The sequence below is a fragment of the Lacticaseibacillus sp. 53-4 genome, from assembly GCF_016861805.1.
In the GTDB taxonomy this organism is placed as follows: domain Bacteria; phylum Bacillota; class Bacilli; order Lactobacillales; family Lactobacillaceae; genus Lacticaseibacillus.
The window spans coordinates 16,857-43,426 of record NZ_BOLT01000016.1 but is presented as its reverse complement, the minus strand read 5'-3'; the positions used below and the strand labels follow the sequence as shown (position 1 = coordinate 43,426).

The following is a 26,570-nucleotide window of genomic DNA, read 5'->3' as shown; positions in this document are numbered from 1 at the left end:
TCCTTAAAAGCCCCGGACTTCATACAGGAAGTATGGGCTAGCGGCATTCTTGGCATTGTCGGCGTTTCCAGTGAAGGACTCATTATTGACGTAGATGTATTTTGTCCCTACTCCGGCATTTTGGTCATAAAGAATCAAATTGTGGCCGATATTCGGATGCAGAATGCCCCATTCTTTGCGAATGTACGTCCACTGAGCGCGACTGTACCCCTCAGCTGCCCACAGCAAAGCCCAGCCTGATAGACAGTCCACCAGCGGCACTGTCGGCTTCGGCACCTCGCCTGGAACGATTCTGTTCTTGCCTGACCAAAGCAACTCTCCACAATGGGTCAATTGCTGCACGACCTGAGCCTTCAGCGTTCCCCAATACTCTTTGGTTGCATCTGTATGGTCATACAAGGACAGCTGCCCTAGCTGCAACTGTGCCTCGGCCAATCTCTTTTCATAGTCTGTGCCGCCGCCTGCTTGGTAGATTCGTGACAAGTACCCGGACGGCCCAACTTCCGTGTGGAAGTGTTGCTCAGGCGTCTGGTTATCAACCGTACCATCGACTGTGAGGTAGCCATCACCCATTCTGGTTGAGCCTGTGCCCTTGGTAATGACGGCCTGCCCCGCATCGTCAACATCCGCAAATTGGATTGACTCAAGCGGCTGACTGGTGAAGGTAGAATTGAACTCGGAACCGTTGAAGCTAACCCCGTTGAAGGTCAGCCCATTGAACGTGGCAGCGCTGATTGCGCTTGCCGAAATTGGCTGCGCGACCCATTTGGTGCCGTCTGACTTGTAGAAGGCTGTGGCAATGCCACTGCTGTCAAGCAGCCAGAACTGGCTGTTGGCTGGAGCCACCGAGGAAGGAAGCGCTGTGCCGCTAGCGTATGATGTGATGTCCTTGCCTGCTGGCCCGGTCGCACCATCAGCCCCATCATCGCCCTTGGTGCCCTTGTTGTACTGCCAGGTGTAGGCGGTCGGGTCGATGCTATCTTGCGATTCAAAGTCGCTATACGTGCCGATGTAAGCCCGGTCGCCAGCCTCATTGATGGAGAAGTCTGTCTTCCCATCAGCTGAGTTTGCCCACGCGGTGTGAAAATACGGCGTCTTCCCATCAGTACCCGGTTTGCCAGGCTGTCCATCGTTCCCGTCCGCGCCCCGCAGCAATGACCACCGACCCGCATACACTGCCGGGTCCGTGCTTGGTACCGCAGAGTCCTTGCTCCAGACCGTGGCCCAGTACGTCTTCCCAGCAGGCAGCGCGCTCAGCCCGGTGCCTTGGTCATCGTCCGCATAGACCGTCCACGGGTAGTACTGCGTGACCTTGCCCGCCGCCTTCATCTGGTCGGCCAACTCTTGCAGATCCGGGTCAATCTGCGATTGCTCAATCAGGAAGTCACCAAACGTTGCCACCCGCGTGTCGTTCGCGTAGCTTGTCTTGAGCTCCAATAGCCGTGTGGACAGGTTCAGGTCTTGCAGCTCATCGACCAGGTGCACCGTGTCGCCAACTTCAACGGTAGACGGCAATTCCGCCACGTCTGCTTCGTAGTTCACGACCGGATCGACCGCCTTCTTGAGGCCAGCCAGCGCCGACTGGAACAGCTCCGCCTGCGTCTTTGCGGTGTACGAGATTCGGCGGTTGATGTAGCCGCCAGACACGTCTGCCACACTGCCAGCCGCGCGTAACCTGCTCCACTTCTGGTTGGCTACCGTGTCCATCAGCACGCCGCCAGCAGTTAGCACATACCGCCCGGTCGGGTCGGTGTACGAGTAGCCCGCCAGCGTCAGCGGCTTGTCAGAACCTTCCACAGTATCGCCAGTCGCAACAACTGAGGTGTATAGGTCGTAGATGTTCCCGGTCGTGCTGATGCTGTTGAGCTGAGTGTTGACCTCCAATCTCTGGCCCTTGTCAGCGCCGATGTGCTTGTACACATCAACATAGCGCTTGACGACCTTCATGCCTTCGACCTCGAAGCGGAAGTCCAACTCGGCATTGTCGAACTGGGTAGCCACGCTTTCGATGCGCTTGAGTGATGTGTCGTCGGTACTGTCCCAGCTCAGCGTGCGTGTCAGGTCGGCGATTTCATTCGTGCCAATCTCGAACCCGCTGTCGGTGGTGAACAGGTCGAAGTACTCCGCAAACGTCATTGGCTTGCTGGCCGAATATGCCGAGATGGTTTCGTTAATGAGGTCGAGCCCGCCGCTTTCGGAAACGAAGGTCAGCTCACCGGAGTGCGGCTCAAACTTCGTCCACTCCGCAATGGTCATAAACTGCGAACGGCCCCGGTAGTCCTTGTACAGAACGAAGTTGCCGTACGCCGCCATCGCCATCACCTTCGCCACATCGCCCTCGCCGAATACCAGCGTGGCGGTGTATGAGCGCCCCACGGCAGTCTCGGCAAACTCATCGTCTACATCGTCAATCATGTTAATGCCGGGCCGACTGGCGTCTGGCATATCCGTTGACGCGATGCCGATTAGCTCGAAGTCGCGGTTAGTGAAGTATGCGATCATAGCCAAGCCTCCCTGTACTCAATCTTCGCCGTGAAAGGCTCTGCCCAGCTCGATGCCACCGGCTGGAGTGTATTCTCGCCGGGCTGAATCATGAATTTATCCCAGTCGTTGTCGATGGCCTGCACGGTGCCGTCCTCGACCCCGTTCACATAGACCGTCTTCGTAGCCACGTCTGCGACCAGCTCATCACCAGCCGAGAACCTGTTTGGCAGGTCTTGCCAGTAGTCCACATTGACCCACTGGAAGATGCTGTCTGACCAGTTGATAGTCCAACCGGTCTTGTCCGAGAAGCCCGTCATCCAGACCGTGTACCCGTCAATCGAGGCGTCCGCCAGGCCAACAATGGTCGGTGACTGCACCAGGGTCTGACCTGTCTTCATGCCGCCTTCCAGCGTCTGAATATTGGCCAGGCGGAAGGTAGCCTGATTGCCGAGCTTGCCAATCTGAACCGAGTAGAAGCCGTTGGTGAAGAGCTTCCGGTCTAGGTTCTGCGTCCAAATAGTCTTGCCCATCGCGATCAGGTCCAGCGCCAGCACATCTGCGGTGTAGAAGCTGTCGTGAAGCACCATGCTCAGCACCACGGTGTCGCCAGACGTCAAGTTGAACTCGATTCGCCCAGACGCTTGTGCATTCGTGGCTAGGTTGATGCGATTCGCCCAGAGCAGGTTGCCCGTGTTCGACCCCTGCGAGTTTGCCGCAATCGTGCCGCTCATCGAAGGTCCGGCCCAGTTATCGCTAGCCGTCCGGTTGTACATCGGCGTCGCGGTGTCCTTAGCGTACTGAAAAGACCCCGCCTGTTTGTTAGGCCGGGTCGCATCGCCGAGATAGTTCTTGTACACCACCGTGCCAGCATTCAGCGCGATGCCAGTCGGTGCGGCCAGCATCGTGTGATGGAATACCGTCTCAGAATCATCATGCTGCGTGCCGTCAATCTCATCAGGTGAGCCAAACTGTAGCACGCCGCCATCCGCATTCACCCAGCCCACCAGCCCGTTGTCGGCCGTCATGGTCGCGGTCAGCACAGGCGCAGAAGGTGCCGTGCCGGCATTGGTGACCGTGATGTCGGTGCCGGACTGACCGGTAACCGTATCGAGTTCAACGCTGTGCGCGAGATCATCTGGCACAACAAAGACAACCTCACCATTACCATGTCTAAACTTCTCCGAGAGGCTGATTTGGTCGTCTGCAATTGCTAGATAATACTTGTCGGGTTCATCACCGAAGATTAGTTGTTGCGGCTCATTTGAGGACAACAGCCCCGCAATCTCCCGGCGCTTGGCCACCATATCTCTCCGAACCAGGAAGGACACAGTCACCTTGCCTTCATCTGCAGAGGTGTATTGAAATCTCTTGCCCGATGATACGCCGAGCTTCTGGAGGATCGCGTTACGATTCTGGCCGATATTGCGCTCGACATTATTTGTCTCGAGATACTTACTCATATCTTGGCCGTTAAACCACCATTGAAAAGTCACCTATCTCACACCCTTTATGCGATTACTTGTACGCTGCATGCGGTCAATCTCAATCTTGACCGGCTCAGCTATCTCGCGAGACAATTCTCGCTTGTCGATGTTTGCACTGACGTGAACCTCGATGACTCGAGGCTGCATCTCGCCCACATTTGTCGTTGTACTGTAGTTGTTAATGACCTGGTCACTAGGAATTGCTGTATAGCGACTGCCGGCGAGCACCTCAGGCTGGACAGCACTTGATAGGCCCACGGTGGCAGTAACCATCGCAGCATCCGACAACTGGCCCGCCATCGAGCCAACCGTATTCTTGACTGCCACGAAGGACTTCTGCAGTCCGTTGTTCAAGCCTTCCATGATTGCGTTACCAGCAGGAATCAGCAGCCGAGCATCGTATTGGATAGGTCCTTTGTGCTTCTTAATCCAATCAGCAATGCCGCCAACGAACTTCTTGCCAGCAGACCAGGCGGACTGTAAACCTCCGACAAAACCGTCGATGATTGCTTTGCCGGCACCAGCTAGTGAGAAGCCTTTGAAGACTCCGCTGATACCGCCAATGATTCCTTTTGCCGCTCCGTTAGACTTACTCATGCCCCTAGTGATTCCTTTTGCAAAGGCAGAGATCAATGAGCCACCTGACGTGATGATGCGGCCAAGCGCATAGCCAATGCCTTCAACGAAAGCTTTGACCGCGGCCAATGCTTTGTCAGCAATCTTTGGGATTGCCTTGGCAAGCCCCAACAGGAAAGCGCCAATCAGATCCACGGCAGCATCAATAATTCGTCCTAGGTTTCTACTGATGCCTTCAATCACGGCAACAACAACCGAAACCCCTGCCTTGATAACGGAACCGAGGTTAGACGCAATGGCGTTCAAGAAGTTTGTCACTATTAACAACGCTTCTGTCACGATTCGGCCAATATTATTAGCTATCCCCGTGAGTACGCCAATGATGAGTTGCATGCCGGCATTAACCATTTGCGGAATAGCCGCAACGAATACGCCAAGCATGACAGTGATAATCGTCAAAACAGCTGTACCAATTTGAGGTGCTGCCGCAGCGATGGCTGTAATAAATCCCGTCACCATTGCAGCGAATCCAATTCCAACAGCAGCCAGCGTTGGGATTATGAGTGTCAGGTTTTGGCCTAACGATGTGATTGCGGTGAGCAACAACGAAATGCCAGCTGCAGCCGCACCAATGCCCACTCCAATGGCTAAGACCGAGGCACCAAATACGCCGATACCTATGGCATTAGCTGTTAGTGTCGGCCCTAGCAGAGCGAACACACCTGCGAGGGAAGCAATAGCAACTGTCACGCCAGCCAGAGCGATCATGCCTGCGGTACCTGTTTTTGCCAGCGACGAAATACCGAACACCAGCACACCAAATCCAGCAGCAGCAACACCAATTCCAACGCCTGCTTTAAGCATGTCACTACCCATGCCACCAAAGGCACTGCCAGCAGTCTTAGCACCGCCGGCTGTATCAGATGCCGCCTTACCAAATCCAGTCAGTTTACCAACAATGCCACCTGCTGTTTTACCAACTGCAGCAAAGCCGCTACCAACTTTTGCGAGGACTCCAGCGACTGGAGCCAACACCTTTACGCCGACAAGGGCTCCTATAATTGTTGCCACAGCCTTTGGGTTAGCAATAGCGGCATCAACAACCGCTTTGATGGCTTTAGCGATGCCATACATGACATCAACTACACCGGGCGGAACCGTTGTGCTAATTGCAGATGAGAACTCCTTAAAGCTCCCAATGTTACCACTTAGTACGCCGCCGGTTGCTTTTACAACATCAATGAAGTCGTGAACTGCTCCTCCAATGGCTGCCAGGACAGGCACAATCTTGTCTGCCGCATCCTTTCCAACCAGCTTCACCAATGAGTCATGGAACTTATCAAAACTCTTGAAGTTGCCTGAGATAAAAGCAACTAACATACCGATTGAGTCAGAAATCGCTGTGATTCCACTTTGGATGAATGGCGTGGCCTTAGTGATCGCGTTGCTGATGCCACCAATCAGATTAGTGATGTTGGCTTTACCAATCGCGTTAAAAATGGCCAGGAACGCATTCTGGAAGTTCGCCTGCAAGTTACCCAATGCGCCTTCAAAGGTCTCAGTCGAGGCCGCGGCTTTCTTGGCCGCGTCAGTCATACCAAGCTGTTCAATTGCCTTGTTGAACTCGCCGGCACTGATCTGACCCTTCTCCATCGCGTCACGGAAATTCCCGGTGTAGGCACCGTTCTTCTTCATGGCCTCCTGCAACTTGCCAGAAGCGCCGGGAATGGCGCCAGTGAGTTGGTTCCAATTTTCGGTGGTCAGCTTACCAGCGCCGGCGGTTTGGGTGAGGACCATCGCCACAGATTTGAACGTGTCCGCGTTGCCGCCAGCGACGGCATTCAAGTTGCCGGCCGCCTTGGTCAGTTTTTGATAGTTCGGAATACCGTTTGCGGCCAGCTGTGCGGTCGTGTTCATAACGTCGCCCAGGTTGTAGACGGTCTGATCAGCGTAGGTCTTCATGGCCTTCGACGCTTGGTCCGTTTCTTTTTTGGTGAAGCCTGCGAACTGCATGGTCGACTTAAACTTATCCATGCTGTCAGACGCTTCCGCGGCCCCACTGATAAGGCCGCCGAGGCCACCCGTTAGGGTACTGATTCCTTGCTGAGCCAGGCCCATGACAGCGCCCAGCGAAAGCTTATCTTTGAGCCCGCCGAAGACCTTCCCTGCGCTTTCACCAGGCGCAATCAGGCCCTTCATCGCGCTCTTGAGCTTGTCCATCGTGCCGACCGCTTCGTTGCCGCCATCGGCTCTAATGTCAATTACAACCGTGCCGTCAGCTGCCATAGCTGTCACCTCCTTCTTCTTCGTTTTCGTCATCAGGCAACGCTAGTGCGCGCTGCTGCCTTCTGACGGCGTCTCTCTGTTTCTTATCTTTGATGTCGCCAAGTCTGGTTGACCGGATATGCCTGATCCGCACGAACGCCGTGTCGTCCGGCAGCGCATCGAATAGCGCCACAAAGCTCAGCCAGTGAAGCTGTCCCTGCTCTTTGACCAGGTCGATGCCATACGTCTGGCGGAATGCCGCATAGATGTAAGATGCGTCGAAGTCAAAGTCATAGTCGGCCTTGATGTGTTCGCCATCGCCTTTTGGCTCGATGGGGTCGCCGTTGATGTCGTATCGCATTGGTCTCTGCTTAGCTGTGGTGATCAGGTCGATGATGGCGTTGTGCACGTCTACCCAATCGGACACCGGCGGCATGTCCTGCTTGATGACCAACTGCAGGAAAGTCTCGCAGCGGTCCATCATGGTCATGCCTTCATCACCACGCGCTTTGAGCGCATAGAGCACATTGTCGAAGCTCAGGTCGAGCCGGTACGTGTGCTGGTTGACAGTCACCTCGTTTGGCCATGGATCATATAGATTCATGCCTCATCACCGCCTTAGCGCCGCTTGCGGTTCTTTAGGTAGCGTGCTTTGCGGTTCTCCGACTTGCGCTGAATGTTGGCGAGCTTGTTCTCCAGCTTGTCGGACACGATTTGGTCGATACGCTGATACAGCACCAGCAAATTGATGAAGCTGTTGCCGCCGCCAGCATTAGCCAGCCGATCATAGGTGCCTTCACCAAAGTCGGTATCGAAAGCCACCTGCAACGTCTTACTCATAGCCTCAAGAGCCCGCTTGACGTTGTCGTCGGTAATCTCCTCGCCTGCGACATCCGCATACTCCTCTTCGAGCTGGGAGATTTTCTGCTTACGTAGTTCAGCCTTGGCCTTTTCGGCAATCAAAGCTTCGTCTGAAAAGTCGACTTCGAGCACGACCTCCGTGGTTTTGCCATCATTCTTGTGCTCAATCTCAATGGGGAGCTTAATCACCGACGACTCAAGAACTAGTTTTTCCATGTTTTTCCTCCTAAAAAAGGCGGAGGGAGCAAGCTACTGCCGCCCTCTCCGCCATTCAGCTACTAGTGATTCGCCGCCCGGTTGCCCGTACTGTGACTTTCTTAGGCGACGATTTGCTCAATTAGCCTTCTGCTGCAGCCGTTACTTCAACCGTGGATGTTGCAGTCTTGCTGCCATCCTTTGTGGTAACGGTGATGTCAGCACTGCCGACGGCCACGCCCGTTACAAGGCCATGATCGTCTGCTTTTGCAATACCATCATCGCTGGACGCGAATGTCGTCCCGGTTTCAGTCGCATCATCAGGTGCAACTGTAGCGGTCAGCTGAACGGTCTTACCGACTTCAACGCTTGCCGAGGTCGGTGCCAAAGCCACCCCTGACACCGCTACGATTTTGGGACAGCAGGTGTCACTTTCGGAGCTTGAACGAAGTCAAGATGGCCCTCGAAGTCTTCGTAGTCCGTAGCGTCACCGCCACCTGCCTTGATTTCCATGGCCTTCGCAACACCAATAACGGTGTCACCATTGGTCTCCACAATCTTGTGCCAAATCTTTCGCTCGTCGTCGTTAGTCTTGCGACGAAGCCCGGCCAGCAATTCTTGAGCGGGGTCTTCTGGATCGTAGAAGCCCGAGAAGTTCCAGACCTCAGACCGACCATTAAGCACGGTTTCGGTATTGCCGTCGCCGTCATAGAATCCCTGATCGTCTGTGTCCTCTTTGGTGTCATCCTCAATGGTCTGGATGAAGTGCGCCAAAGGCAGCCAGCCATCCTCAGCTGGTTGTGCATCATCGCTCGTGTATGGGGCGATGTAGTGCAGGCGTTTTGCGTTCTTTTTACGCATAATGTTCCTCCTCACTTAAATGTTGTCAGGTTCGCGGTAAAGTCCACGACCCAATAGAAAAAGCCCGGCTCCTCAGCTTGAGAGAACGCAGGCTTACTTGTGATGCTGATGCCGCCGAATTGGTAGCTACCATCCTGGCTGTCTAGGTCAGACAAGGTCTCAAGGTAGTTCTGAACCTGCCAGAGTTGGTCATTAGCCGCCTCTTGGTCTTGAGAGTGAATGACGTACTCATAGGCGAGTGCGACATCCTTCTCCCCATCCATGTACTCTCTTGTTACCTGTCCGCCTGGCATTGCATAGAATGACGCCGACTCGGCAGTGCCTGGCAGCCCGATGCTTGTCGGGAGCGGCATCTTTTGGCTGTTGATTGCCTCTTTGAGGCGGTCGTTGAAGTCCATCAGAGTTGTGCTCCTTTCACGAATGCGTGCTGCCATTTGCTCATGTACATGCCCTTAGCTCGTTCATCCCACTTCGGTCCCGTGCCCGGCGTGGTGTAATGCCAGCCAACGCCGCCAACCCACTGATAGTGAGCGTATGGCTCGATGAAGTGGATGCGGGATCCGTCAGAAGCCACGACCGAGCTACTGCGCAGGTGGTTATTCTTCTTCGGCACAAACTGGTTCATGTCGGCCGCCGCTTGGTTGGCCATCACAACCATGCCTCGCTGAAAGCCTTGACGGCTGAGTTTACGCTTTAGGCCGCGGTCATTGACCTGTACTGAAAAGCCCATCAAATCACCTTCAATTCGATGCTGAACGGGGTGCTGCTGTCAGGCTCCTCATGACTCGACCAGTCGACCACTTTGTACGGGTGACCATTGAACGTGAGCCGTGCTTGCAGCCAACTGTCGTCGATGGCATCCGGATATCCGGCAGTGTATGCAGCAAATAAAAAGACCGTAGCATTCGCCACGATCGTTCGATTTGCGCCCACGCCAGAGAAGTCCTTGGTAAGGTCAACGCGCACAGGTGCCAGCGTGATTGCCTTGTCGTAGGTCGGCTTGTTGTAGTCGCCTTCACCGAGGAACCGCTCGACCGTCACTGTGTCATTGAGCCACGCACGGTCCGGTTGGATTGCGCTCATAGGTGCATCACTCCCCTGTAAAGCAGACCGGTTCCAGACAGCGACCGCAACGCATCGTCGCAGACAATTGTGCCAGACACATTAGCAGCCGCATCACCGAGCGTCTTGGAGACTGTAGTGGCACCAATGGACTGGCTAACCGTCTGGGCCTGTGCCGCCTTGTACTGGGCGCTCGACTTTATACCAGTGTCGGCCATGTACTTAATCTGCAGCATGACAGCTCGCTTGAACCGCGTTACACGCAAATCAAACGGATCATCATCAATGGTGTGTGTCTGATAGTAGTTGTTGGTGATTTCGTCCAAGTACATTCCGGCGAGCGCCGACAATCCGTCAAAGTCATCGGGTACCTCCGTGACGTGCATCGCCTGAATGTAGTCTTCCGCTCCAACGTAGAGTGTATTGGTCATCTAATCACCGCCTAGGCAGCAGCAGCCACGGTCACCTTGACGGAAGCCGTGAAGCTGCCACTAGTGGCGGTAACATTGGCCGTTCCCGCAGCTACAGCCGTAATGGTGCCGTCAGCCGCTACCGTCGCAATGGCTTCGTTATCAGAAGCGTACGTGATGGCGCCGTTGATGGTAGCCGCATCACTTGCGTTAGCTGGTTCAGCCGCAGCGGTCACCTGCTTAGTGTCGCCGACCTTCATGCTGGCCGTCTGCTGGCTCATCTTGAGCCCCGTGGCCGGCGTCGGCACTACGCTTTTGGGACCGCACTCACGTAGATGGCCTTCTTTGCGTTGTCAAAGACGATGGCATCGTAGTAGTCGAGGCCCTTGATGGTGTCGCGGTAGCCGGAACGATCTTGCGCAGCAGGAACCATGTCCACCGTGCCAAACTTGACGATTGGCGCAATGGCGGTTAATGGGGTCAGGATGAACTGGATGGTGTCATCAATGGACAGACCTTGAATGCGATCCTTGGCAACCTTGATGATTGGCACCCCACCATCGAGTTGCGCAACGTTGCGGTTGATGCCGGCAATCTGCATCTGGTTGGTCGTGAAGGACTTGTTCACGCCGGTGGCGTTCTTTAGCATCCGGTAGAATGCTGCAGAGACGAACATCACGTAACCGCCCGGTACTTCGTTGTCGGTCATGTATTCTTCCGCAGCGTCATACAGCTTGAGCACGTTGTCTTCGGTCACCACGGTCGCGTCCTTGTTTCCGGCGTTGTCGTACAGTGCCTGGATTGCGACCTGATCACGATGTGGCACGGTAATCAGGCGGCGGTGTTCTGTGACGATGTTGTTGATGGTGAGCGCAGCAGATTCGGATTCATCAAGCTGGTCAACGTCATAGCCGATCCAGTCTTCGTGGGTCAGCTTAACCGTTTCCTTCTCGATGCTAATCTGGTTGCGAGCATTTTCACCGTTGCGCTTGTACTGCGTGGCGTCCACGAAGCCGCTCATCTTGTTGATACGCACTTCACTGGCACCAACGAAATCGGCGGCAGTCACGGACTTGGCGCCCTGCGTCAGCACGTCCCACACTTGAGAATCCGCCTTGAACTCCTTGTCAATGGTGGCAAGGTCTTTACTGTCTAATACTAATGGCATAGTTTATGCACTCCTTTATGATTGTTTTCCGGATAGGCGAGCAGCAATCTTGTCGACCATGCTCGTGCCGCCGGCTGGGTCCGCATTAGGATTACCCGGTGGTGTAATCTGTGGGCTGTTTGGCTTTGCTGGTTCTTGAGCGGCGGCCTTGAACAGGAACTTGCTGTCATCGGCCTCTTTGAGCGCTTTGAGCTGGTCGTCTAGGCCAGTCACGTTGCCCTTGTCGTCCAATTTGAGCGCGTCCTTGTTGATCAGTGCATTCACCGCTTTGGTGTTGAGTGCCCCGGACTGGAGCAATGCCAGATTGGTGGCACTGTCTAGCTTTACCTGGTTCAGCTGCGCCGCAGCGTCCTTTTCAGCCTGTGAGTTGGCTTCTTTGAGCTTGTCAATCTCGGCCTTGAGGTCGCTGTCGCTCTTGTGGTCCTTCTGCAACTGGTCAAGCTGGCCGGTGACCGTGGTCACTTGTGCCTTGGCCGCATCACGTTCAGACGTCAGGGTGTTGACCTGCTCCTTGAGCGGGTTCAAGTCCTTGCCATACAGAGCCATCGCGCCTTTAACTTGGTCATCGTTTAGTCCTAATGCTTTCAATGCTTCTGGGTTCATGTCTTCTCCTAAGCAGTTGTTGAGCGGGTCTGCTCCCGCATGGATTTGGACACAATAAAAGAGCAGTTTAGCGACTTACTCGGGTCGAGCAAATACTTTTTCGCGCGTATAATCGCGGTGCAAATAACTATGATCACTGACCAGCTTGCGCAGGGCCGCTTGGTTGCGGCGGATAAGAAGCTGGTTCCGGGTCACGCCGTCAGGATCGTTCATCTTGTCGGCCAGCGCTTGCTTCTGCTTGTACGCCCGAATGCGGCGCTCTAACTCGCGTTGCTTGGCCACCATGTCACCCTTGGCGATTGCCTCGGCCGCGTTATACTGCGGCTGATTGTTACTACTGGCGCCAGGCACGTATAACCACTTGATGTGGTGGCAGTTGATGCCAAAAGTACCTGACGGGGTACCGTAGCCATGATCATATAGGCTTTCAAAGTGCTCACCAGTCCGTGCATCAGTGAAGCTATCTGGCCTCGTGGTGACCAGCTTGCCCTGAATGGGTGCGCAGGCTGCACGGCTGGCCTCATGGCTGCTCATAACGAAGGTATCAACGCCTACGTCGTCGGCTGCCTGGTCGCGTACCGCTTGGAAGGCGCGGCGGCTAGTATTATCCACGACCAATCGGGCATAACTCTCTAGGCCCCATTTGTGGCCGCCCTTGTCGACTAGTCCGAGGTCGATGCCTTTGTCGCGCCAGCGGTAGATGGTGGCCTTGAGCGCCTGATCGGGTGTTCTAAGGCCAGCAAGCACATCAGCGGTAGTCTCTTTGACAATCTGCTGATAAGTCTTGGTGGCCGCATTGGTGCCGTAGTTAGTGCTTAGCAGCGTCTGGTTGACGTTGTTGTCGAGAGCCTGGAACGTCTGGTTGAGGTAGCCATCTAGCACTTGCTTAGTCGTATTGACCTGCATGGTGCTAGCTTGCCTTCCAGTGGCTGTGGTGGCCCTCTTGTACTCTTGGTCGACTACCTTGTAGCCTTGGCGCTGGAATAGCTCAATCAGCTTAGTACGGGCAATGCCAGTGGCTTTTGATGCCTCGTTGATTACGTCGGAGTTGACTAGGTGCAGGTCGTTCATGACCTCCATCTGCCACTGCAGCACGTTGGTCTGGTCGACATCATCAAGTCCATGTTGCTGCAGTCGGTTGACGAAGTCCTCAAAGAGCTGCTGCTCCAGGTGCTTATAGACGTCGATGATTGAGGACTCGCTCACGTCCAGCTGGTGCTGTGTGACTTTTGGCATCAGTCATCACCGCCATCTCCTGCAGCGTTGTCACCGTTCCCGCCAAATAGGCTGGCCATCGGGTCTGTAGCGTTGTCGGCAGTCTCGCTGGCAATCTCGGCCGCAATGCTGCGCGCCTGGTCTTCGGTAACGCCTTGGACGTGCATGATAGCCTGCCAGTCAGCGCACAGGCCAGCAGCCTGCAGCTTGATCCAATAATCAGCTGTTGCAGTCTTATCGGTGAAGATACCATCGTCAAAGTCCACAGCCACCTGGTCAATGGTCGGAATCGGACCGTTGTAGATGCTTCCGCCATTGATTACCGTCGCACGACCAAGCTCACAGATGGACACCACCAGCTCTTGAATGGCACGCTCGACCATCGTTAAGTGGCTGTTGCGTGTCTGGTAGGTCATGCTGTTCTCGCTGACCACTTCGGTCGCCGTCTTGACTGACTGGCCATCGAAGCTAAAGGTGCCGGCAGATAAGCCTACCTGCATCTCCAGCGTCTTCAAGAACTGGTTCATGCTCGTCACATAGTCGCTGGCACGAATAGGCGTGGTGAGGTCTGTGACGCTCATCTTGTCTGGATCACCTGGCACGGTGACAAAGACGTTCTGGTCTGGGTCAAACGTCTGCTTGGCCTGCTCAGCGCCACCCTTGACGAACTTCACATCGGTCATGCTTTCCGGAACTGCGATGCGCCGCTGCCCGTTTCTGACTTCCCAGTTAAACTGATCATAGGTGTCATTGAGCTGTTTGAGCGTGCTCAGGGCGTTGTCGCAGATGCCGATACCAAGCGGGCTGTTGAGACTCTTGTTGTTGAAGCCGGCGGGCTTAATGTACACGAACAGCGGCCGGGAAAATCCTGGCATGTTGGCCGTGTCGGTCAGGTCTGGGTATAGCATGCTTAGAGGCACGCGGTTACCCACCTGGTCCTTCATCTCACTGCGGTAGAGCTCATTGGTGACTGTGTAGCCCAGTGGTGACCATTCATGGAACTCAAGCAGCGTGTAGTACGCTGTCTTCCCGCTCTCGGTGCGAATGGTAGGCGTAGCGATAGCAGCCTCAGTGATGTCGTTGGTGTTGGATCGCAGCGGGAAAAAGTTTGGCGCTTGGATCCATGCCAGCTTGATTTGCCCAGTCTGGTTATCAACGTATGGTCGAATAGCCAACCCGCCCATGGCCAGGCAGGACTCCAAGTAGCGCTCAAAGTTCTTGCCGAAGTCGTTAGTGTTGAGCACCTGCTGTACAAACTTGTTTGCCTCATCATCATGGGGCGTAGCGGCGTCCGTATCAGCTTCTGATGGTTCGCGGGTATCAACGGACACCTTGCTCTTCTCGTTGTACAGGAGGCTTGCTAGACGCCTGCTGACGACCTGCATCATGTTGAGGCTGACATATGGCCGCTCTTTTTGGTCGCCGTATGTGTTGGAATATTTGACCGCCGGGAACATGCCTTTGAAGTACAGCTTGTCGCGGTCGATGCGAGCATACTCGCGTGCATCAACGTTGATTTTCGGGTGGTCAGTAATCTTGCTCAAATTCTCGACAAGGCCCATGGCTGCACCTCCTTTCCTGAACCAATTTTTGACTGTGTCGATGAAGCTCACAGGCGTCACCTCCTAGCGTTTGAGACCAAGCCGGCGGCGGTTGTCCAAGCACATGTACTTGAAGTTGTCGCAGGTGTGGTCGTTTTCCTTGATGACTTTCGGGTCATCGCTTTGGAACGTCTTTTCGTCCCACTGGTACTTTTGATGCTGTTCCAGAAATATCTGATTGCCTTCTGTCTCCAAAACAAAGACCCGCCCTTGTGCGAGCAGGTCTTGTACCACGTCTATCATGTCGGCTTCTTTTTGTTTGGCCACCGGGTGCCAGTTGTCGTGATAGTCGTATGCGTACTGGTTGCGGATAGCACCTTCTGCCGAGTCGATGGTCTTGGTTACGACCGGAGCTTCTGGGTATCTTCCGCTCAACTCAATGATGAAGGCGTGCATGTCCTTGACCAGCTCACTTGGCGGCTTCTTGTTGACCTGATGCGCAGGTGAGTAGTAGTAGGTGTCAAGTACATACACATTACCTTTGGCACTGAACCCGTAAGCCGTGAGCGCCGTAGCTGACTGCATGTGCCCGGTATCGACCGAAAAAGCCAGTGCCATGATTGTGTCGTCATCAGGCACGGTTTGAACCCGGTGAAACAGCTTCATGTTGTATATGTTGGTACCCAGCCCGATTTCCTCACCCAGATACAACCAGCGGTAGTAGTCGGGGTCATTGGCCTTGTACTTTGCAATCAAGTCGAGTTGCTGTTTGGTGGTAAACCCCAGCTCATCATCGAGATATGTACTTTCATCGATGAAGTAATCAGGATCACCGCGCAGGCCGTCCACCCATTCATTGATCCAGTCGTAAGGGTTCTTTGGTGGGTTGTAGGTGTAGAACACGGGCACCCGTTCAACCCACGGCGACTGTTGCCGAATGAATGTCGGGTTTGACTGGTCAAAAACCTCGGCACTCTTGAAGTTGGCAGCTTCTTCATACCACAACGCGATCACATCGCCAACCGTGTTGGACTTGAGTTTCTCGGGCTTATCGGCGCCGTAGAAATAGAAAGCCGAGCCGGTGCGCTTATGGGTTATCTTCATCGGTGAAACTGAGAAGACAAACTCGCTAGTCATGTCAAGCTTATCCAGTGCCCAGGTGATTTGGCTGTACACCGAATCACGCAGGTTGTTGGCATTCTCGCGGACGATGATGATGTTGGCCTTGTGGCCCTGCTGCGTCTCGCGCTTCATCATCGTAGTTAGCTTGATGCTGACGGTTGACGACTTAAAGCTGCCGCGGCCACCGTTCAGGATGAAATATGTTGCCTTACTGCGCCAAAAGTCATAGAAGTGTGGCTGAATTAGCCGGGTGAGCTTAATCTTTGGCCGCTGCTTAGTCGTCGGGGATATCATCAATGATCACCGTCCCCTCTTGACCGTTGGCACTGGTCAGGATATCAGCTTTAGCCTGAGCAATATCAGCCTCGGCTTGCAGCTTCTTGAGCTGTGCTTGAAGCACCGCATCGTCGGCGGGATAACGCTTAAGCAGCTCTTTACCTGCCGTGATTTTGGTCTTGATATCGGCCTCTCGCTCAACGGTATCAGCACCACCCATACCACCGACGACAATGGTCTCTTTGGCCTCGCCACGAATCACCGATGTCAGGAACTGCAACACTTCATCGGCCTTGGCTATCTTGCTCGACTCAAGTTTTTTCATCTGCTCGTCGATGGCGGTTTTGATACCAACATTTACCAACATTTTGGATGACTGGGCCATTGCATAATTCTTGCTGTAACCTGCACCAAGGGCCGCCTTGGTGGCATTTCCGGTCTTCACGTATTCATCGACGAACTTCCGCTGTTTTGGTGTCAACTTTCGCATTACATACCACCACACCTCCCTGAGGGTATTAAAAAAGACGCCGAAGCGTCATTGCTGTATCTATGACTTAGTTATCTCTCTGTTGCGGTCTTGAGCGCCGCTCATGAACCAGTCATATCCCAAATCCTTTATTTCGGTATAACGAAGTTGCCCAGAACGATCTTGAGCAATCGCTATATATTGAAGCTCAGATTTGTTTAAAGAATCGTCAAAATTCACCACACGGTTAACACTCTCGGCAAAGTTAGATCCGTCCACAAATCCAAAGTATGTTTGCCCTGGAATCAACGTTGCGTCTTCATCGCTTCGGTACAGGTTCGGCTCAGATCCAACAACTGGAATTGAATCTGGTAATATGTGCCTTCGTCTGTTGCTAGTCTTAACGCAGATTGCAAGCGAAGAGATCTGCACTTTTTGGTATCTAGAAGTATTTTTGACATTAATCCAAAAGCCGCGACCCTTGCCAGTACTTCTATTTATACCCGCGCCCGGTATAAAAGTAACTTTAAACTTTATTGTTTGGTGTCGCCTGTCAGATAAAAGCGTGTAAACCAACGCAAGCCCAGTTATCACTCCAGACACCAGCTCGGTCCATGATCCAAGTTGCAAAGCATTCACCTCCATGGGCAATGATACGCGGTATGGAGATTATTGCCAGATACAGTATGGCTACTGTGGCATTTGTGGATAACTAAAAGACCCGTCTCGTCGACAGGCCAGTATGATGTTCGATCAGAAGAAGAAACGAGGTGGTTTCACCTCTTTCCTTTTGTCCGGCTCAGGGCCGGTATGACCGCCTAGCTTTTGAAGGCTAGACGGCTACTTTGGAGGTTGGTAAAAGTGAAAGAACATCCTAAAGGAGCTTACCGGGTAGGGGTCCGGTAAAACAGCCGGTGGGACTCGAACCCACACCTTTATGCTCCGCCTGTTGAGCTTCAGCTGCCTTCATACATTTACTGCACACTATCATGATACTTACGGAACCATCGCCCCAGCGTCGCCCTTGCATCGTTGTTGCGTCGCTCTTGCAACGTTTTTTAGCCATTGTTTACTGTTCTATATGCCAACAGTTCACTTGGCTCTGGTGGCCACACCTCAGCAAAAGCCACCAGTGCTTCCTCTTTGGCATGATAGTAGGCCGTGTTGCTCATGCTGAGTCTGATCATGATGTTCTCTGCCGTCACCGGTCGGTCAATGTATAGGCAGCGCAGAATCACTCTCGATTCCTCGCTCTCGATGCATTCGAGGGCCCGACGTACTCGATGGACAAATTCCTGATCAGATAGCTCAGCAACGAGCTTAGTTTCCGTTCTGTTTTCTACTGAATCGTTGCGGGGCATTCCGTCCATGAGTGGCGACTTCATCCCCATTACTTCTGCTCGTTTTGATTTTGCTTCGCGGTGCCTGAAGTCACTCAGCAACCGTTCTGCATTCTTGGCGGTTTCTTCGTGATCCAGCCGTCGAAAGTATGTCTGTACCAGACGCCCCATCGTTCCGCACTCCCTTTGTGGTATAATTGAATTGACGAGATCCAATCAGCGTGCCAGTGGTGCGCTATTTTTTTATTTCGTTTCGTGGCAGTACGGGCACGTCCTCTGTGTCTCCGAGTCACCGTCTGAGGCCGCGGCGTAACGTTTCTGCATGTCTTCGCGGTACTTGTCTCCATAGGCGGTATATCCGGCCACCAGCGTCATGCCCACGGCTTTTTCGACTGCGGCGTTGAATACCTGTTGTTTCGTTTCAGTGGTCATTCCGCCACCTCCCACTCGCCGAGTAGCCAAGCACGTGCAAAGTCATCGCCGTGCGTTAAATACCAGTCGAGTGTGTCTTGGTCAGTGTTGTCGATTTTCCATTCATCGCTTCCACGATGCGGTCGCGGTCGGCGGGAGTGATTTTCTGATAGCCGGTGTCCAGCAAATAAACGAGCTGTCCATTTTTCTTGCCGACACTTCCGGCGGTGTCAGTCATCGTCTTGATGACGTACATTGTGTTGATGTAGTCCCCGCTGTCTAGCTTCACTAGTGTCATGCTTCCACCTCTTCCCATTCCCCGTTCAGTGACCCGTCTGTGATATAGGCTCGGTATTGCCGCATTGGCACGATGCCGCTCGCGTCGTACGACTCACCGAAGGGCTCTTCACCCATCGCGTCGTCGGCAAGGTTGCCGATAAGCTCGCGGCCGGTCATGACTTGGTAGCCGTTGCCACAGTCGTCTATATGGTCCTTGTCACGCTTCGTTGCCTCCGTATCTTTCCTCCCGTGTTCCCGCCCAATATTGTAGCCGTACCGCCAGATGGCTTTTCAGTCCTTCGTGTCGGCGACTAAATAGCCTATTGCAAAGCCAAGGGGCGAGAACATCAGCAATAGGACGCGGATTATCATTTCAGTCATCGCGCACCTCTTCCTCCAATTTCACGATTTCACCGGTTTCCTCAACGCGCCAGATACCTAGCAGCCATGCACGGGCGAAAGCATTGCTTGAGCTGATAATCCAGCTTTCCACATCATCCGTTAGTTTTTTAAACCCTTGACTGTGAATGAATTTGAAGCTGTACATCATGTAGAGCTGAATATCGTATGACTTACCCCACTGGATGTATTCGCCCACCGCTTTCGGAATCACCGGCAGATCATCTGGCAAGGCGGCGTCATATCTGTTCATCATTTCGCTATAATCAACCCACCCGCTTTTCGTCGCGTGGTTCATCGCTACTTCGAACACGTCCTGCTTCGTCTCATTGCTCATCGTCAGTCACCTCCACAATCGTCATTGAAGGAACAGTCCACCAGTCTCGGCTTCATTTCCCGCTGCTGATTCCTGAATGACTTCGTTGTATCTTGCTGGTATCTCTGTTGATTCAATGTGATTTTGTTCAGGCTCTAGCCATTGTCGAATATCAAATTCTTGTTCAACGTCTTTGCTATGCGGCATCACATTCACTGTGCTGAAATGCAAATAGTCGTCTTCATCGTTTTGAATGAAATATACTTGTCTAGCATCACGTGTCAGACTGTCACCATTAACAATTGTTGCGTTCATACCGCGAATGGCACAATTGAATATCAGAAACGGCAACGTGCTATCGCCAAGCTCTTCCATATGGTAAAAATACATGCTTGGCCGATAGTCCCACGGCGTGTGCTTCAAACGGTCTTGTTGCCATCGTTGAATCATCATTGAGCCAGTCCCAGCAGCAACCTCGTAATACTCGCTACTGTCATGCGATCCTGCCAGCATGTTCGCGAGCTTGCTAATGCTTTCAGGGGTGAAATCTTGTTTCTTGTCTTTTCGGTCAGCTTGAACACTCATGAAATACTGCGAGAACCAATCATGTGATACGTCTGTGCTGAAATCTAGGAATTCCTTAAAAATCTCGTTACGCTTTTGCTGATCCATTACAATCTTCATCAATGCTGCTGGGGCCTGCTGTGCCTCACGAACACCAATCAGCTTGTGAACAATATCAGCCGTAAATTTATTTGACATAGCCTTTTACCTCTTCCAGTTCACAGTCTTGTAAGCCATAATGTTTGATCTCTGATTCGGTGAACTTGCCGCGAAGTTTTTTACCCGCTGGGCAAATCGTCAGCAAATATTCTTTTCCCGCCTTGTAATACCAAACATCTTTGGTATGTGGCACCTTGACGTTCCACCGCTTCGGCTTCTCGACCGTCCAGCCGATGGCAAGCGCCTTATACGCGTCTTCCACTGCCATACCTAAGTCATCTAGCTTGCTCAACCACTTCCATGGACTATATCCTGTAGATTTAGTGCGAATTTCACGGTCAAGCTTCTTGAGAATCTCCGCTTCCTCTTCGCTCACCACGACCTTCGCCGGGGCCTCTAATAGCTCGACCACGTGGGCTCTGAGGCCCATGCTTTGAGCCTCCGCATAGCTCTTATCCTTGAATAATGTGGGGTTATTGGAGTACCAAATTCCAGTTTGCGTACCGTCTAATGACATCCATTCGCCTTCATCGTTCTTCACTGCATACATCTTCGCTTTATCTGTCATACTTGTTTCCTCCCGACTAGAACGGCAGATCATCATCGCTGATGTCTAGCTGCTTACCATTGCTTGCGAACGGGTCATTCGACGTCTGTGGGGACGTCTGCGCTGGTTTAGGCTGTTGCATATAACTACTACCGCCAGTCTGTTGTGGCGCCGTCTGCGGCTGATTTGTGGTGTCTGGTGCCGCCTGTGCGTTCTTGCTCTCCAACAGTGCGAAGTTCTCAACCACTACTTCTGTCACATACACCCGCTGGCCTTGGTTGTTGTCGTAGGTTCGTGTCTGGATATGACCTTCGACGCCGACCAGCGAGCCTTTGTGGGTGAAGTTGGCGAGGTTCTCCGCGCTCTTGCGCCAGATGACACAGTTGATGAAGTCTGCTGTTGGCTCGCCGTCCCGCTTGTACTGCCGGTCAACTGCCAGCGTGAACGTGCCGACTGCCGTGCCGCTTTGCGTATATCGCAGGTCAATGTCCCGGGTCAAACGCCCGGTCAAGCTCACGTTATTGATCATGCTTAGTCCTCCTAAAATGGCAGTGCCATGTATGCCCCGACCGTGTTCTGTTCCTCTGCGGATAACAGCGTGAATGCCGTCATCACATCTGATGGCACCCGTGCGTCACCGACCCACAGCCGCCCGTAAATCTCGAAGATTGAGCGGTCAGGGAAAGTGTCGCGTTCTTTGGTCAAGTAGTGCACTACTTTTCTTTGCTTCTCGTTTAGTACGTCACTCATCAAGCTCGTATACCTCCACACGCGGGTTAGCTTTGTCGATGAAGAACCTGTCCCGCAGCTCCACAATGTTGTCCCAGTTGTCGTTGGTCAGAAACCCGGCCGCCATCATTCCATCAAACACAAACTTGTGCTGAAACGCGATATTGTCAGGGTCTGTTCTGCGGTCATACCAGAACCAGTCGAACCGTAGCGGTTTGCCCCAGTCGAACCGGACTCCCTTTCGCATCGCCAGCAAGGTGTATTCCGTTGCGATTGTCGTAGTCCGCTTCTTTTCAGCGGCACCTCCAAAACGATTTCCACGCTCGATTTCGATGTATTGATTCAGCGTGAGGAGCGGCATCGGAATCATGACCATCTTCTCCGCCATCAGTCTGCCCAGCCTTCAAACGCTGCCCAAGTGAGCGACAGCGCCGAGAAGCACAGCGCGCCCATCGCGACGAACATTGACCCATAGAAAAAGCTGTATAGGCCAATGATCACGAACACCCATCCGATCACCAACAGCGCCCAAAAAGTCCAAGGTTTCTTAGCCAACAGCGACACCTTCTACCCGTGGCGCAGGAATGAAGCTGCCGTCTTTCAGCCGTACCCACTTGCCGGTGTCGATCATGCCGTTTTCGTTGACGATGTGACCGCGCTGACCGGGCCGCATGAGCCCTCTGTCTTCGGCCCCGTGCAGCGTCTCAACGTACTCTGTGATTCCGTTCGGGTGCGTCCACCTCACGGAAAGCCGCGGCTGCGGTGTGAGGTCAAACTGCTGAGCTATCGTATGCAGCGTGTATAGATTGATTTTGGCAAGTTTCGCGGCATCGGCCTGTAGATAGCCCAGGTCGAGAAAGTGCCGCACACGGTTGGCTCGTTGTTGCTGAAGCTCTTTCGACGCCTGATACCGTACGTGGCCTTTTCTGCCGTTGAACGAGCTCTCATGCGCGACTCCCTTGGTGTAGGCGCTTGCCTGTGCAATGTTTTTAAAGCTCACGTTGATGCGGTTGTTGACGATGGTCTTCTGCCGGGCTGATAGCCCTTTGCAATCAGTCACGTCAATCACTGCCGAGTGCTCGTATACCCGGAAGACGCGGCCCGTGAGGTGACGCCAAGGACGCCGACCTGTTAGATCATTCGGGCCATACTCCTTCACGGTCACCGCCTGCCCCGGCTCCAATGTTTTGCTCGTCATACTAGTTCCCCCAGTTCTTTTCCACGCTTAGCACGCTCGTACGTGAGATCTCCGTAGTCGGTCACGTACAGCGTCTTGATAGCGTGCTTGTCCCACTCGATCAGGCCATCGCGCTGCATACGCACAAGCGCCTCATGCAGCGACGAATGCGCCATGCCGAGTTGCCGACTCATTTGTAGCACCGTCGGCACGTCTCCCGTAGCGTCGAGCGACAACTCGATCACACTCAAAATTCTCATCGCCCGCTCGTCACGTTGTTTTGGAGTCAGCATTGTCTCTCCTCATTTCTTTCAGTTTCGCCAGCTTGGCCGCGATTTCCGCAGCCTTTGCCTGGTCTTCCAGTTTCTCACTCGGCTGGTACGGATTGTCTAGCCAGTCCGGCTTAGCCTCGACGCGTGTCGGCTTGCCGTAGCTCTTTGGCTGCGCCTGTTCTCTGGCCTCGGCGTTGGCTTTAGCTGCCATCTGGTCGTATTTCTCCCGCAGTTTCTTCGGTGACAGGATCACCCCAGACCAAAACACGTCTGCCTGCGACCACTTAATCATGCGGTTGATCTTGTCCCATGAGCGGTTATCCCGCTCGTGCATCAAGCGCAGATCATCAGCCCAACGCTGCAGGTTCGGCTCTTTGGTCTCCGGGTTGTTTGCAGTGATTTTGGCCCAAAGGCGTTGCGCAGCTTGGAGTTCCTCGCTGTCTGGTGCAAACGTCCGCTGAGCGGACTTGGCACGAGAGGGTTTAGTTTTATTTAATTTACTTTTATTTACTTTACTTTTATTGCCATCATCTTCTGGTGGCTTTGCTATAGCTTTGCTATTCTCACTTGATGGCTTTGCTATAGATTTGCCATTCCATCGTTTAGCTGCCCCTTTTTTTCCAGCGGCCGCACGCTTATTTGAAACTTCGTCTTTGATTAACATTCGTTTGTTGAATGATTCGGAGTAGAAACACTCGCCATTATCGGCGAAGGCAAATAACCCAAAGTTCTCAACGATGTCCTTGATTAAGGATGCGTCCACACGAAGATCAAAGGCTATCATGTTGTAATCTTTGACACTCATATATTCGCTGTCGTCTCTTAGACGTTCCAAAAGCATAAAGTACACGCCATAACCTTCGGCTCCGTATTTCATACGAACCTTCAAGATTTTGGCATCATTGCGTGCGTTGCTGTCATGAGGGAAATAACTATTCATGTTTTTCCCTCCAGTCAAGAAACGCTTTTTCTGACTTGTCCTTCTTTTGACGGTTACAACGCCGGCACGCGGTTGCAAGATTAGACATTTCATTTGTTCCACCGCGAGAGATTGGAATAATATGATCTACCTCAAGTTTTCCACCTACCCGGCCACAATAAACGCACGTATAAGCATCGCGTTTAAAAACCTTTTTCCGGATTTGTTGCCACAGCTTCACATTGACGTTGTATAGGCGTTTAGCTACAAACTGCTCATAAAACTCTTGCCATTCAGCATTCAAATCGTTTTCATATACAACTCTCTGTTTTGCGGCAAAACTGATAAATCGTTCTCTGCATGGGGAAGACAGCCTTGCAACCCTTGCGTTTTTCTCCAAGTCTCGCCTTACTCCTAATTCGAGAACTGACTCATACCATTTTCTTTTCAATGCCAAGCAACCGCCCCCTGTCCCCCACTTGCTCGTATTCTCATCAGGATCATCTCCTAGAAGGGCAGATCATCATCAGAGATGTCGATGGTTTTGTTACGATCGGGAAATGGATCGTCGTCAGGGGTAGGAGCGGCGGGATTGATACTTGCGTGAGTCGTCGTGCCGGGACGCCGTACACCATTTGGCTTGCTACCCTCTGTGCTGAGCTTGTGGTAGCCTTTGACTTCCAAGTAGACATTGCCTTTCTCATTCGGCTCGCCCCAGTCAACGTCGACAGATAACTTCTTGCCGAGGATTGCTTGAGCAAACTGCTGAATTGATTCGATCACGACACCGTCCTGGGCACCAATGGCAACGGCGATGGTGTTGAAGCGTTTCTCAGAGACCTCCCGGTTGTTCTCATCCCAAGTGATGTTCTGGTAGCGGACCTCGCCACCCTTGTACTTGCCATCGAGCACCTGGAAGTCGGCTGAAATATATGCGTTGCCCGCTTTTGACTGGTGGACAGTGGCAGCCGAGACGAACACGTTATATGTGCCTGCCTCTGATACCCCTGCGCCGAATACGTTGTTGCTATTAACCGTGAATAAACTCATTTCAATTACCTTCCTTTTCTGATTGTTCTGGCTGTTCTGATGCAAGTAACTCGTCTGCTTTGATCAAGGTGCGATCGTCTAACCGATTCTTGGCGTGGTTGCCCTGCTCAGGATCGAGGTCAATCATCCGCTGACCGTCCTTCTTGTAGATCCGGCCCACAACGTCAAATGAAGCAGTGAAAGCGTTGAAGGTCTTCTCATTCATGTCAGCACCAAATCGGCCAGCATTGCCTAAGTCGCCCGGCCCGGAGTCCGTCTGGTGTGCCGTCGCATAGATTGTGACGCCTGATTGCCGCAGCATCGTGCCAAGCTCTCGGAACCAAAGCTGGAGCTTTTGATAATTCTGGCGGCCGTCCTTAGAAGCCCCGTCGATGTTCTCCAAAACTAAGTTCTGGAGTGCCGTGACGTTGTCCAGAGCAATGGCTGAATAGATGCCCTTATCAATCGAGCGCCGTAGTAGCGTGCCGACAACCTGCTGAATTTTCGGCGCGTCAGCCTGCTCAAACATGATCGTGTCGGTGTCGTCCTCAGGCGAAATAACGTTGGTCGATAGGTCGAAACTAAAGAGCAGCTTGTGGCCTGGAAACCGCTTGAAAAGCGACGTCTTACCCGTGCCGCCGTCTCCGTATATGAAGTACATGTGTGGCATCAATGGTAGCTTCCCGCTTGCATAAAACTTCATGCTTTCACCGCCTCGCTATTAGGCTTGATGCTGATACTCTCGTGCTCTGGCTCAACCATGACACCTTCAACTGGCTGACCATCAGCATCAACGACCTTGTCACCAGCAACCTTCAGCGCCTTCTTAAACGGCGTGAGCTGAAGCTTTTCTGTGACCTTGATAACTCCTGCCTGTTCCTTTTCGTCCCAGTTGTCTTTAACAAACTTGAGCGCTGCATCGGCATCCCCGACCGCGACTTTTGGCTTGTAGTGGGTGAAGCTCACAACGCCACCAGGGACCGTTAACTTATACTTAGGATCAGCGACACGCTTGTTTGTGGCATAAGCAGTCAATTCATGAGTCAGAAAGTCTCGAAAGCTTTGACGACTCTCCAACATGTGATCACGCCAGTCAGTCCACTCAGTAATGTGCTTTGACGCCTCTTCTTGGTCTTCCTTGTCTTCACGGTCCAGCTCAGCAAGCTTACGCAACGCCCAGTCAGCAGAGCCAACATCCGTCACGACTTTGGTATCGGCTGCGCCAAATTGACGAATTTCATCCATTGCATTCTCAAGCTGGTCATCTAGGACAGCTCCTGGGCGTTTAATATCTGATGTATCCATCATTACTTTGCCGCCTTTCGGAATTGTTTCTCTCGTGCTACACTTAAGCTGTAAATATTTTTCACGAAGTTCTTAGCCCCTGCGGTGGCCTCCGCTGGGGCTTTTTTGTCGTCTTCGTATGGTCCGTCCTCGCCGAAGTAGTCAAAGTACTCTGCGACCCGTGGGTGCTTCGTCATGAACTTGTCTGCTGCGCCTTGGCTGATGTATGCCAGCGCACCGACACCGCCAAGTACTCCTATGGTTCCGATTGCCAATCCGATCATGCTTCTTGCATCTCCTTCTTGCTGTTCAGATAGTCTTGAATCAGCTTGTTGTAGTCCGTGCCAGATTCAGCACCCTCATGAATGAACCGCCTAATCTCGTCCTTCGGAATCTTCTTCGCACCTAGCTTGAGCTGTTTGATCTCGCCCATCTCGACCAATACGCGAAGCTTGTTCACATCAACGCCGAGTGCTTTTGCTGCGTCAACTTCGCTGTACGTCAGCCGGTCAACTTTCCGCTTGAAGGCGATACGTTTTGTGTTTGTGTTCAT

General features: G+C 53.0%; 38 protein-coding genes and 1 tRNA gene. All 39 read right to left on the bottom strand.

Features of this window, described 5'->3' with window-relative positions; translation table 11 throughout:
* Positions 1–3: 3 nt before the first annotated feature.
* The 39 genes from JUF21_RS07720 to JUF21_RS07530 all read right to left on the bottom strand — a co-directional run bounded on the left by JUF21_RS07720 (position 4) and on the right by JUF21_RS07530 (position 26,570).
* Entirely contained in the window at positions 4–2,502 is a 2,499-nt protein-coding gene (locus JUF21_RS07720) for a phage tail spike protein (protein ID WP_203663814.1), read from the bottom strand.
* Entirely contained in the window at positions 2,499–3,977 is a 1,479-nt protein-coding gene (locus JUF21_RS07715) for a distal tail protein Dit (RefSeq protein ID WP_203663812.1), read from the bottom strand. Before JUF21_RS07715 ends, JUF21_RS07720 begins: the two co-directional genes overlap by 4 nt.
* The gene (locus JUF21_RS12085) at positions 3,978–6,830 is read right to left on the bottom strand and encodes a tape measure protein (protein WP_308439766.1); all 2,853 of its coding nucleotides are present in this window, start codon (positions 6,828–6,830) and stop codon (positions 3,978–3,980) included.
* The gene (locus JUF21_RS07705) at positions 6,820–7,413 is read right to left on the bottom strand and encodes a Gp15 family bacteriophage protein (protein WP_203663802.1); all 594 of its coding nucleotides are present in this window, start codon (positions 7,411–7,413) and stop codon (positions 6,820–6,822) included. The genes JUF21_RS12085 and JUF21_RS07705 overlap by 11 nt, the downstream gene beginning before the upstream one ends.
* A 14-nt stretch (positions 7,414–7,427) precedes the next feature.
* Positions 7,428–7,886: a hypothetical protein gene (locus JUF21_RS07700; protein WP_203663800.1), complete on the bottom strand. Its 459-nt coding sequence runs from the start codon at positions 7,884–7,886 to the stop codon at positions 7,428–7,430.
* Between the two features lie 121 nt (positions 7,887–8,007).
* On the bottom strand, positions 8,008–8,259 hold the full coding sequence (locus tag JUF21_RS07695; protein ID WP_203663798.1) for an Ig-like domain-containing protein: 252 nt from the start codon (positions 8,257–8,259) through the stop codon (positions 8,008–8,010).
* An 11-nt stretch (positions 8,260–8,270) separates the two neighbouring features.
* Entirely contained in the window at positions 8,271–8,726 is a 456-nt protein-coding gene (locus tag JUF21_RS07690) for a phage tail tube protein (RefSeq protein WP_125754712.1), read from the bottom strand.
* An 11-nt stretch (positions 8,727–8,737) separates the two neighbouring features.
* The gene (locus JUF21_RS07685; protein WP_164506115.1) at positions 8,738–9,124 is read right to left on the bottom strand and encodes a minor capsid protein; all 387 of its coding nucleotides are present in this window, start codon (positions 9,122–9,124) and stop codon (positions 8,738–8,740) included.
* A complete protein-coding gene (locus JUF21_RS07680; protein ID WP_203632696.1) occupies positions 9,124–9,456 on the bottom strand; it encodes a minor capsid protein in 333 nt (110 codons plus the stop codon). The genes JUF21_RS07685 and JUF21_RS07680 overlap by 1 nt, the downstream gene beginning before the upstream one ends.
* On the bottom strand, positions 9,456–9,809 hold the full coding sequence (locus tag JUF21_RS07675; RefSeq protein WP_125582611.1) for a putative minor capsid protein: 354 nt from the start codon (positions 9,807–9,809) through the stop codon (positions 9,456–9,458). Before JUF21_RS07675 ends, JUF21_RS07680 begins: the two co-directional genes overlap by 1 nt.
* Positions 9,806–10,219 (bottom strand): hypothetical protein, encoded by a 414-nt coding sequence (locus tag JUF21_RS07670; RefSeq protein ID WP_125754714.1) that lies wholly within the window; start codon positions 10,217–10,219, stop codon positions 9,806–9,808. Before JUF21_RS07670 ends, JUF21_RS07675 begins: the two co-directional genes overlap by 4 nt.
* Positions 10,220–10,230: 11 nt before the next feature.
* On the bottom strand, positions 10,231–10,479 hold the full coding sequence (locus JUF21_RS07665; RefSeq protein WP_125754715.1) for an Ig-like domain-containing protein: 249 nt from the start codon (positions 10,477–10,479) through the stop codon (positions 10,231–10,233).
* Between the two features lie 26 nt (positions 10,480–10,505).
* Complete coding sequence (locus tag JUF21_RS07660; RefSeq protein ID WP_203663796.1) at positions 10,506–11,366, bottom strand: capsid protein; 861 nt, start codon at positions 11,364–11,366, stop codon at positions 10,506–10,508.
* Between the two features lie 15 nt (positions 11,367–11,381).
* Complete coding sequence (locus JUF21_RS07655) at positions 11,382–11,969, bottom strand: phage scaffolding protein (RefSeq protein WP_203663794.1); 588 nt, start codon at positions 11,967–11,969, stop codon at positions 11,382–11,384.
* Positions 11,970–12,044: 75 nt separating this feature from the next.
* Positions 12,045–13,205 carry a phage minor capsid protein gene (locus JUF21_RS07650; RefSeq protein WP_203663792.1) on the bottom strand — a complete coding sequence of 387 codons (1,161 nt, stop codon included), beginning with the start codon at positions 13,203–13,205 and terminating at the stop codon, positions 12,045–12,047.
* Positions 13,205–14,746 (bottom strand): phage portal protein, encoded by a 1,542-nt coding sequence (locus JUF21_RS07645; RefSeq protein WP_203663790.1) that lies wholly within the window; start codon positions 14,744–14,746, stop codon positions 13,205–13,207. Before JUF21_RS07645 ends, JUF21_RS07650 begins: the two co-directional genes overlap by 1 nt.
* Before the next feature lie 63 nt (positions 14,747–14,809).
* Positions 14,810–16,141 (bottom strand): PBSX family phage terminase large subunit, encoded by a 1,332-nt coding sequence (locus JUF21_RS07640; protein WP_203663868.1) that lies wholly within the window; start codon positions 16,139–16,141, stop codon positions 14,810–14,812.
* Positions 16,122–16,613: a terminase small subunit gene (locus JUF21_RS07635; RefSeq protein WP_125754720.1), complete on the bottom strand. Its 492-nt coding sequence runs from the start codon at positions 16,611–16,613 to the stop codon at positions 16,122–16,124. The genes JUF21_RS07640 and JUF21_RS07635 overlap by 20 nt, the downstream gene beginning before the upstream one ends.
* A gap of 60 nt (positions 16,614–16,673) precedes the next feature.
* Positions 16,674–17,222 (bottom strand): hypothetical protein, encoded by a 549-nt coding sequence (locus tag JUF21_RS07630; protein WP_203663783.1) that lies wholly within the window; start codon positions 17,220–17,222, stop codon positions 16,674–16,676.
* A gap of 276 nt (positions 17,223–17,498) precedes the next feature.
* Positions 17,499–17,556 (bottom strand) — tRNA-OTHER (locus JUF21_RS07625).
* A 94-nt stretch (positions 17,557–17,650) separates the two neighbouring features.
* Entirely contained in the window at positions 17,651–18,103 is a 453-nt protein-coding gene (locus JUF21_RS07620) for an ArpU family phage packaging/lysis transcriptional regulator (protein ID WP_203663781.1), read from the bottom strand.
* 72 nt (positions 18,104–18,175) lie between these two features.
* Positions 18,176–18,364: a hypothetical protein gene (locus JUF21_RS07615; protein ID WP_203663779.1), complete on the bottom strand. Its 189-nt coding sequence runs from the start codon at positions 18,362–18,364 to the stop codon at positions 18,176–18,178.
* Between the two features lie 55 nt (positions 18,365–18,419).
* Complete coding sequence (locus tag JUF21_RS07610) at positions 18,420–18,641, bottom strand: hypothetical protein (RefSeq protein ID WP_203663777.1); 222 nt, start codon at positions 18,639–18,641, stop codon at positions 18,420–18,422.
* 354 nt (positions 18,642–18,995) lie between these two features.
* Positions 18,996–19,319 carry a hypothetical protein gene (locus JUF21_RS07605; protein WP_374706445.1) on the bottom strand — a complete coding sequence of 108 codons (324 nt, stop codon included), beginning with the start codon at positions 19,317–19,319 and terminating at the stop codon, positions 18,996–18,998.
* A gap of 60 nt (positions 19,320–19,379) precedes the next feature.
* On the bottom strand, positions 19,380–20,099 hold the full coding sequence (locus JUF21_RS07600) for an N-6 DNA methylase (protein WP_203663773.1): 720 nt from the start codon (positions 20,097–20,099) through the stop codon (positions 19,380–19,382).
* Positions 20,089–20,628, bottom strand: a complete 540-nt coding sequence (locus tag JUF21_RS07595) for a DUF1642 domain-containing protein (RefSeq protein WP_203663765.1) — start codon at positions 20,626–20,628, stop codon at positions 20,089–20,091. Before JUF21_RS07595 ends, JUF21_RS07600 begins: the two co-directional genes overlap by 11 nt.
* A 16-nt stretch (positions 20,629–20,644) precedes the next feature.
* Positions 20,645–21,136, bottom strand: coding sequence for a single-stranded DNA-binding protein (gene ssb / locus JUF21_RS07590; protein WP_203663763.1), 492 nt, complete (start codon positions 21,134–21,136; stop codon positions 20,645–20,647).
* A gap of 11 nt (positions 21,137–21,147) precedes the next feature.
* Positions 21,148–21,357 carry a hypothetical protein gene (locus JUF21_RS07585; protein WP_203663760.1) on the bottom strand — a complete coding sequence of 70 codons (210 nt, stop codon included), beginning with the start codon at positions 21,355–21,357 and terminating at the stop codon, positions 21,148–21,150.
* Positions 21,350–21,706, bottom strand: coding sequence for an endodeoxyribonuclease (locus JUF21_RS07580; RefSeq protein ID WP_203663866.1), 357 nt, complete (start codon positions 21,704–21,706; stop codon positions 21,350–21,352). The genes JUF21_RS07585 and JUF21_RS07580 overlap by 8 nt, the downstream gene beginning before the upstream one ends.
* Before the next feature lie 17 nt (positions 21,707–21,723).
* A complete protein-coding gene (locus JUF21_RS07575; RefSeq protein WP_164506120.1) occupies positions 21,724–21,891 on the bottom strand; it encodes a hypothetical protein in 168 nt (55 codons plus the stop codon).
* On the bottom strand, positions 21,884–22,534 hold the full coding sequence (locus JUF21_RS07570) for a hypothetical protein (protein ID WP_203663759.1): 651 nt from the start codon (positions 22,532–22,534) through the stop codon (positions 21,884–21,886). The genes JUF21_RS07575 and JUF21_RS07570 overlap by 8 nt, the downstream gene beginning before the upstream one ends.
* Positions 22,531–22,806, bottom strand: coding sequence for a helix-turn-helix domain-containing protein (locus tag JUF21_RS07565; RefSeq protein WP_203663758.1), 276 nt, complete (start codon positions 22,804–22,806; stop codon positions 22,531–22,533). The genes JUF21_RS07570 and JUF21_RS07565 overlap by 4 nt, the downstream gene beginning before the upstream one ends.
* Positions 22,784–23,725, bottom strand: a complete 942-nt coding sequence (locus JUF21_RS07560; RefSeq protein ID WP_203663757.1) for a DUF4373 domain-containing protein — start codon at positions 23,723–23,725, stop codon at positions 22,784–22,786. The genes JUF21_RS07565 and JUF21_RS07560 overlap by 23 nt, the downstream gene beginning before the upstream one ends.
* Positions 23,718–24,161 carry an HNH endonuclease gene (locus JUF21_RS07555; protein ID WP_203663756.1) on the bottom strand — a complete coding sequence of 148 codons (444 nt, stop codon included), beginning with the start codon at positions 24,159–24,161 and terminating at the stop codon, positions 23,718–23,720. Before JUF21_RS07555 ends, JUF21_RS07560 begins: the two co-directional genes overlap by 8 nt.
* Positions 24,162–24,211: 50 nt before the next feature.
* Positions 24,212–24,754 carry a DUF669 domain-containing protein gene (locus tag JUF21_RS07550; RefSeq protein WP_203663755.1) on the bottom strand — a complete coding sequence of 181 codons (543 nt, stop codon included), beginning with the start codon at positions 24,752–24,754 and terminating at the stop codon, positions 24,212–24,214.
* Between the two features lies 1 nt (position 24,755).
* Positions 24,756–25,436, bottom strand: a complete 681-nt coding sequence (locus tag JUF21_RS07545) for an AAA family ATPase (RefSeq protein WP_203663753.1) — start codon at positions 25,434–25,436, stop codon at positions 24,756–24,758.
* Complete coding sequence (locus tag JUF21_RS07540) at positions 25,433–26,041, bottom strand: host-nuclease inhibitor Gam family protein (RefSeq protein ID WP_203663752.1); 609 nt, start codon at positions 26,039–26,041, stop codon at positions 25,433–25,435. The genes JUF21_RS07545 and JUF21_RS07540 overlap by 4 nt, the downstream gene beginning before the upstream one ends.
* Positions 26,041–26,301, bottom strand: a complete 261-nt coding sequence (locus tag JUF21_RS07535) for a hypothetical protein (RefSeq protein ID WP_203663750.1) — start codon at positions 26,299–26,301, stop codon at positions 26,041–26,043. Before JUF21_RS07535 ends, JUF21_RS07540 begins: the two co-directional genes overlap by 1 nt.
* Positions 26,298–26,570, bottom strand: a complete 273-nt coding sequence (locus JUF21_RS07530; RefSeq protein ID WP_125754737.1) for a helix-turn-helix domain-containing protein — start codon at positions 26,568–26,570, stop codon at positions 26,298–26,300. The genes JUF21_RS07535 and JUF21_RS07530 overlap by 4 nt, the downstream gene beginning before the upstream one ends.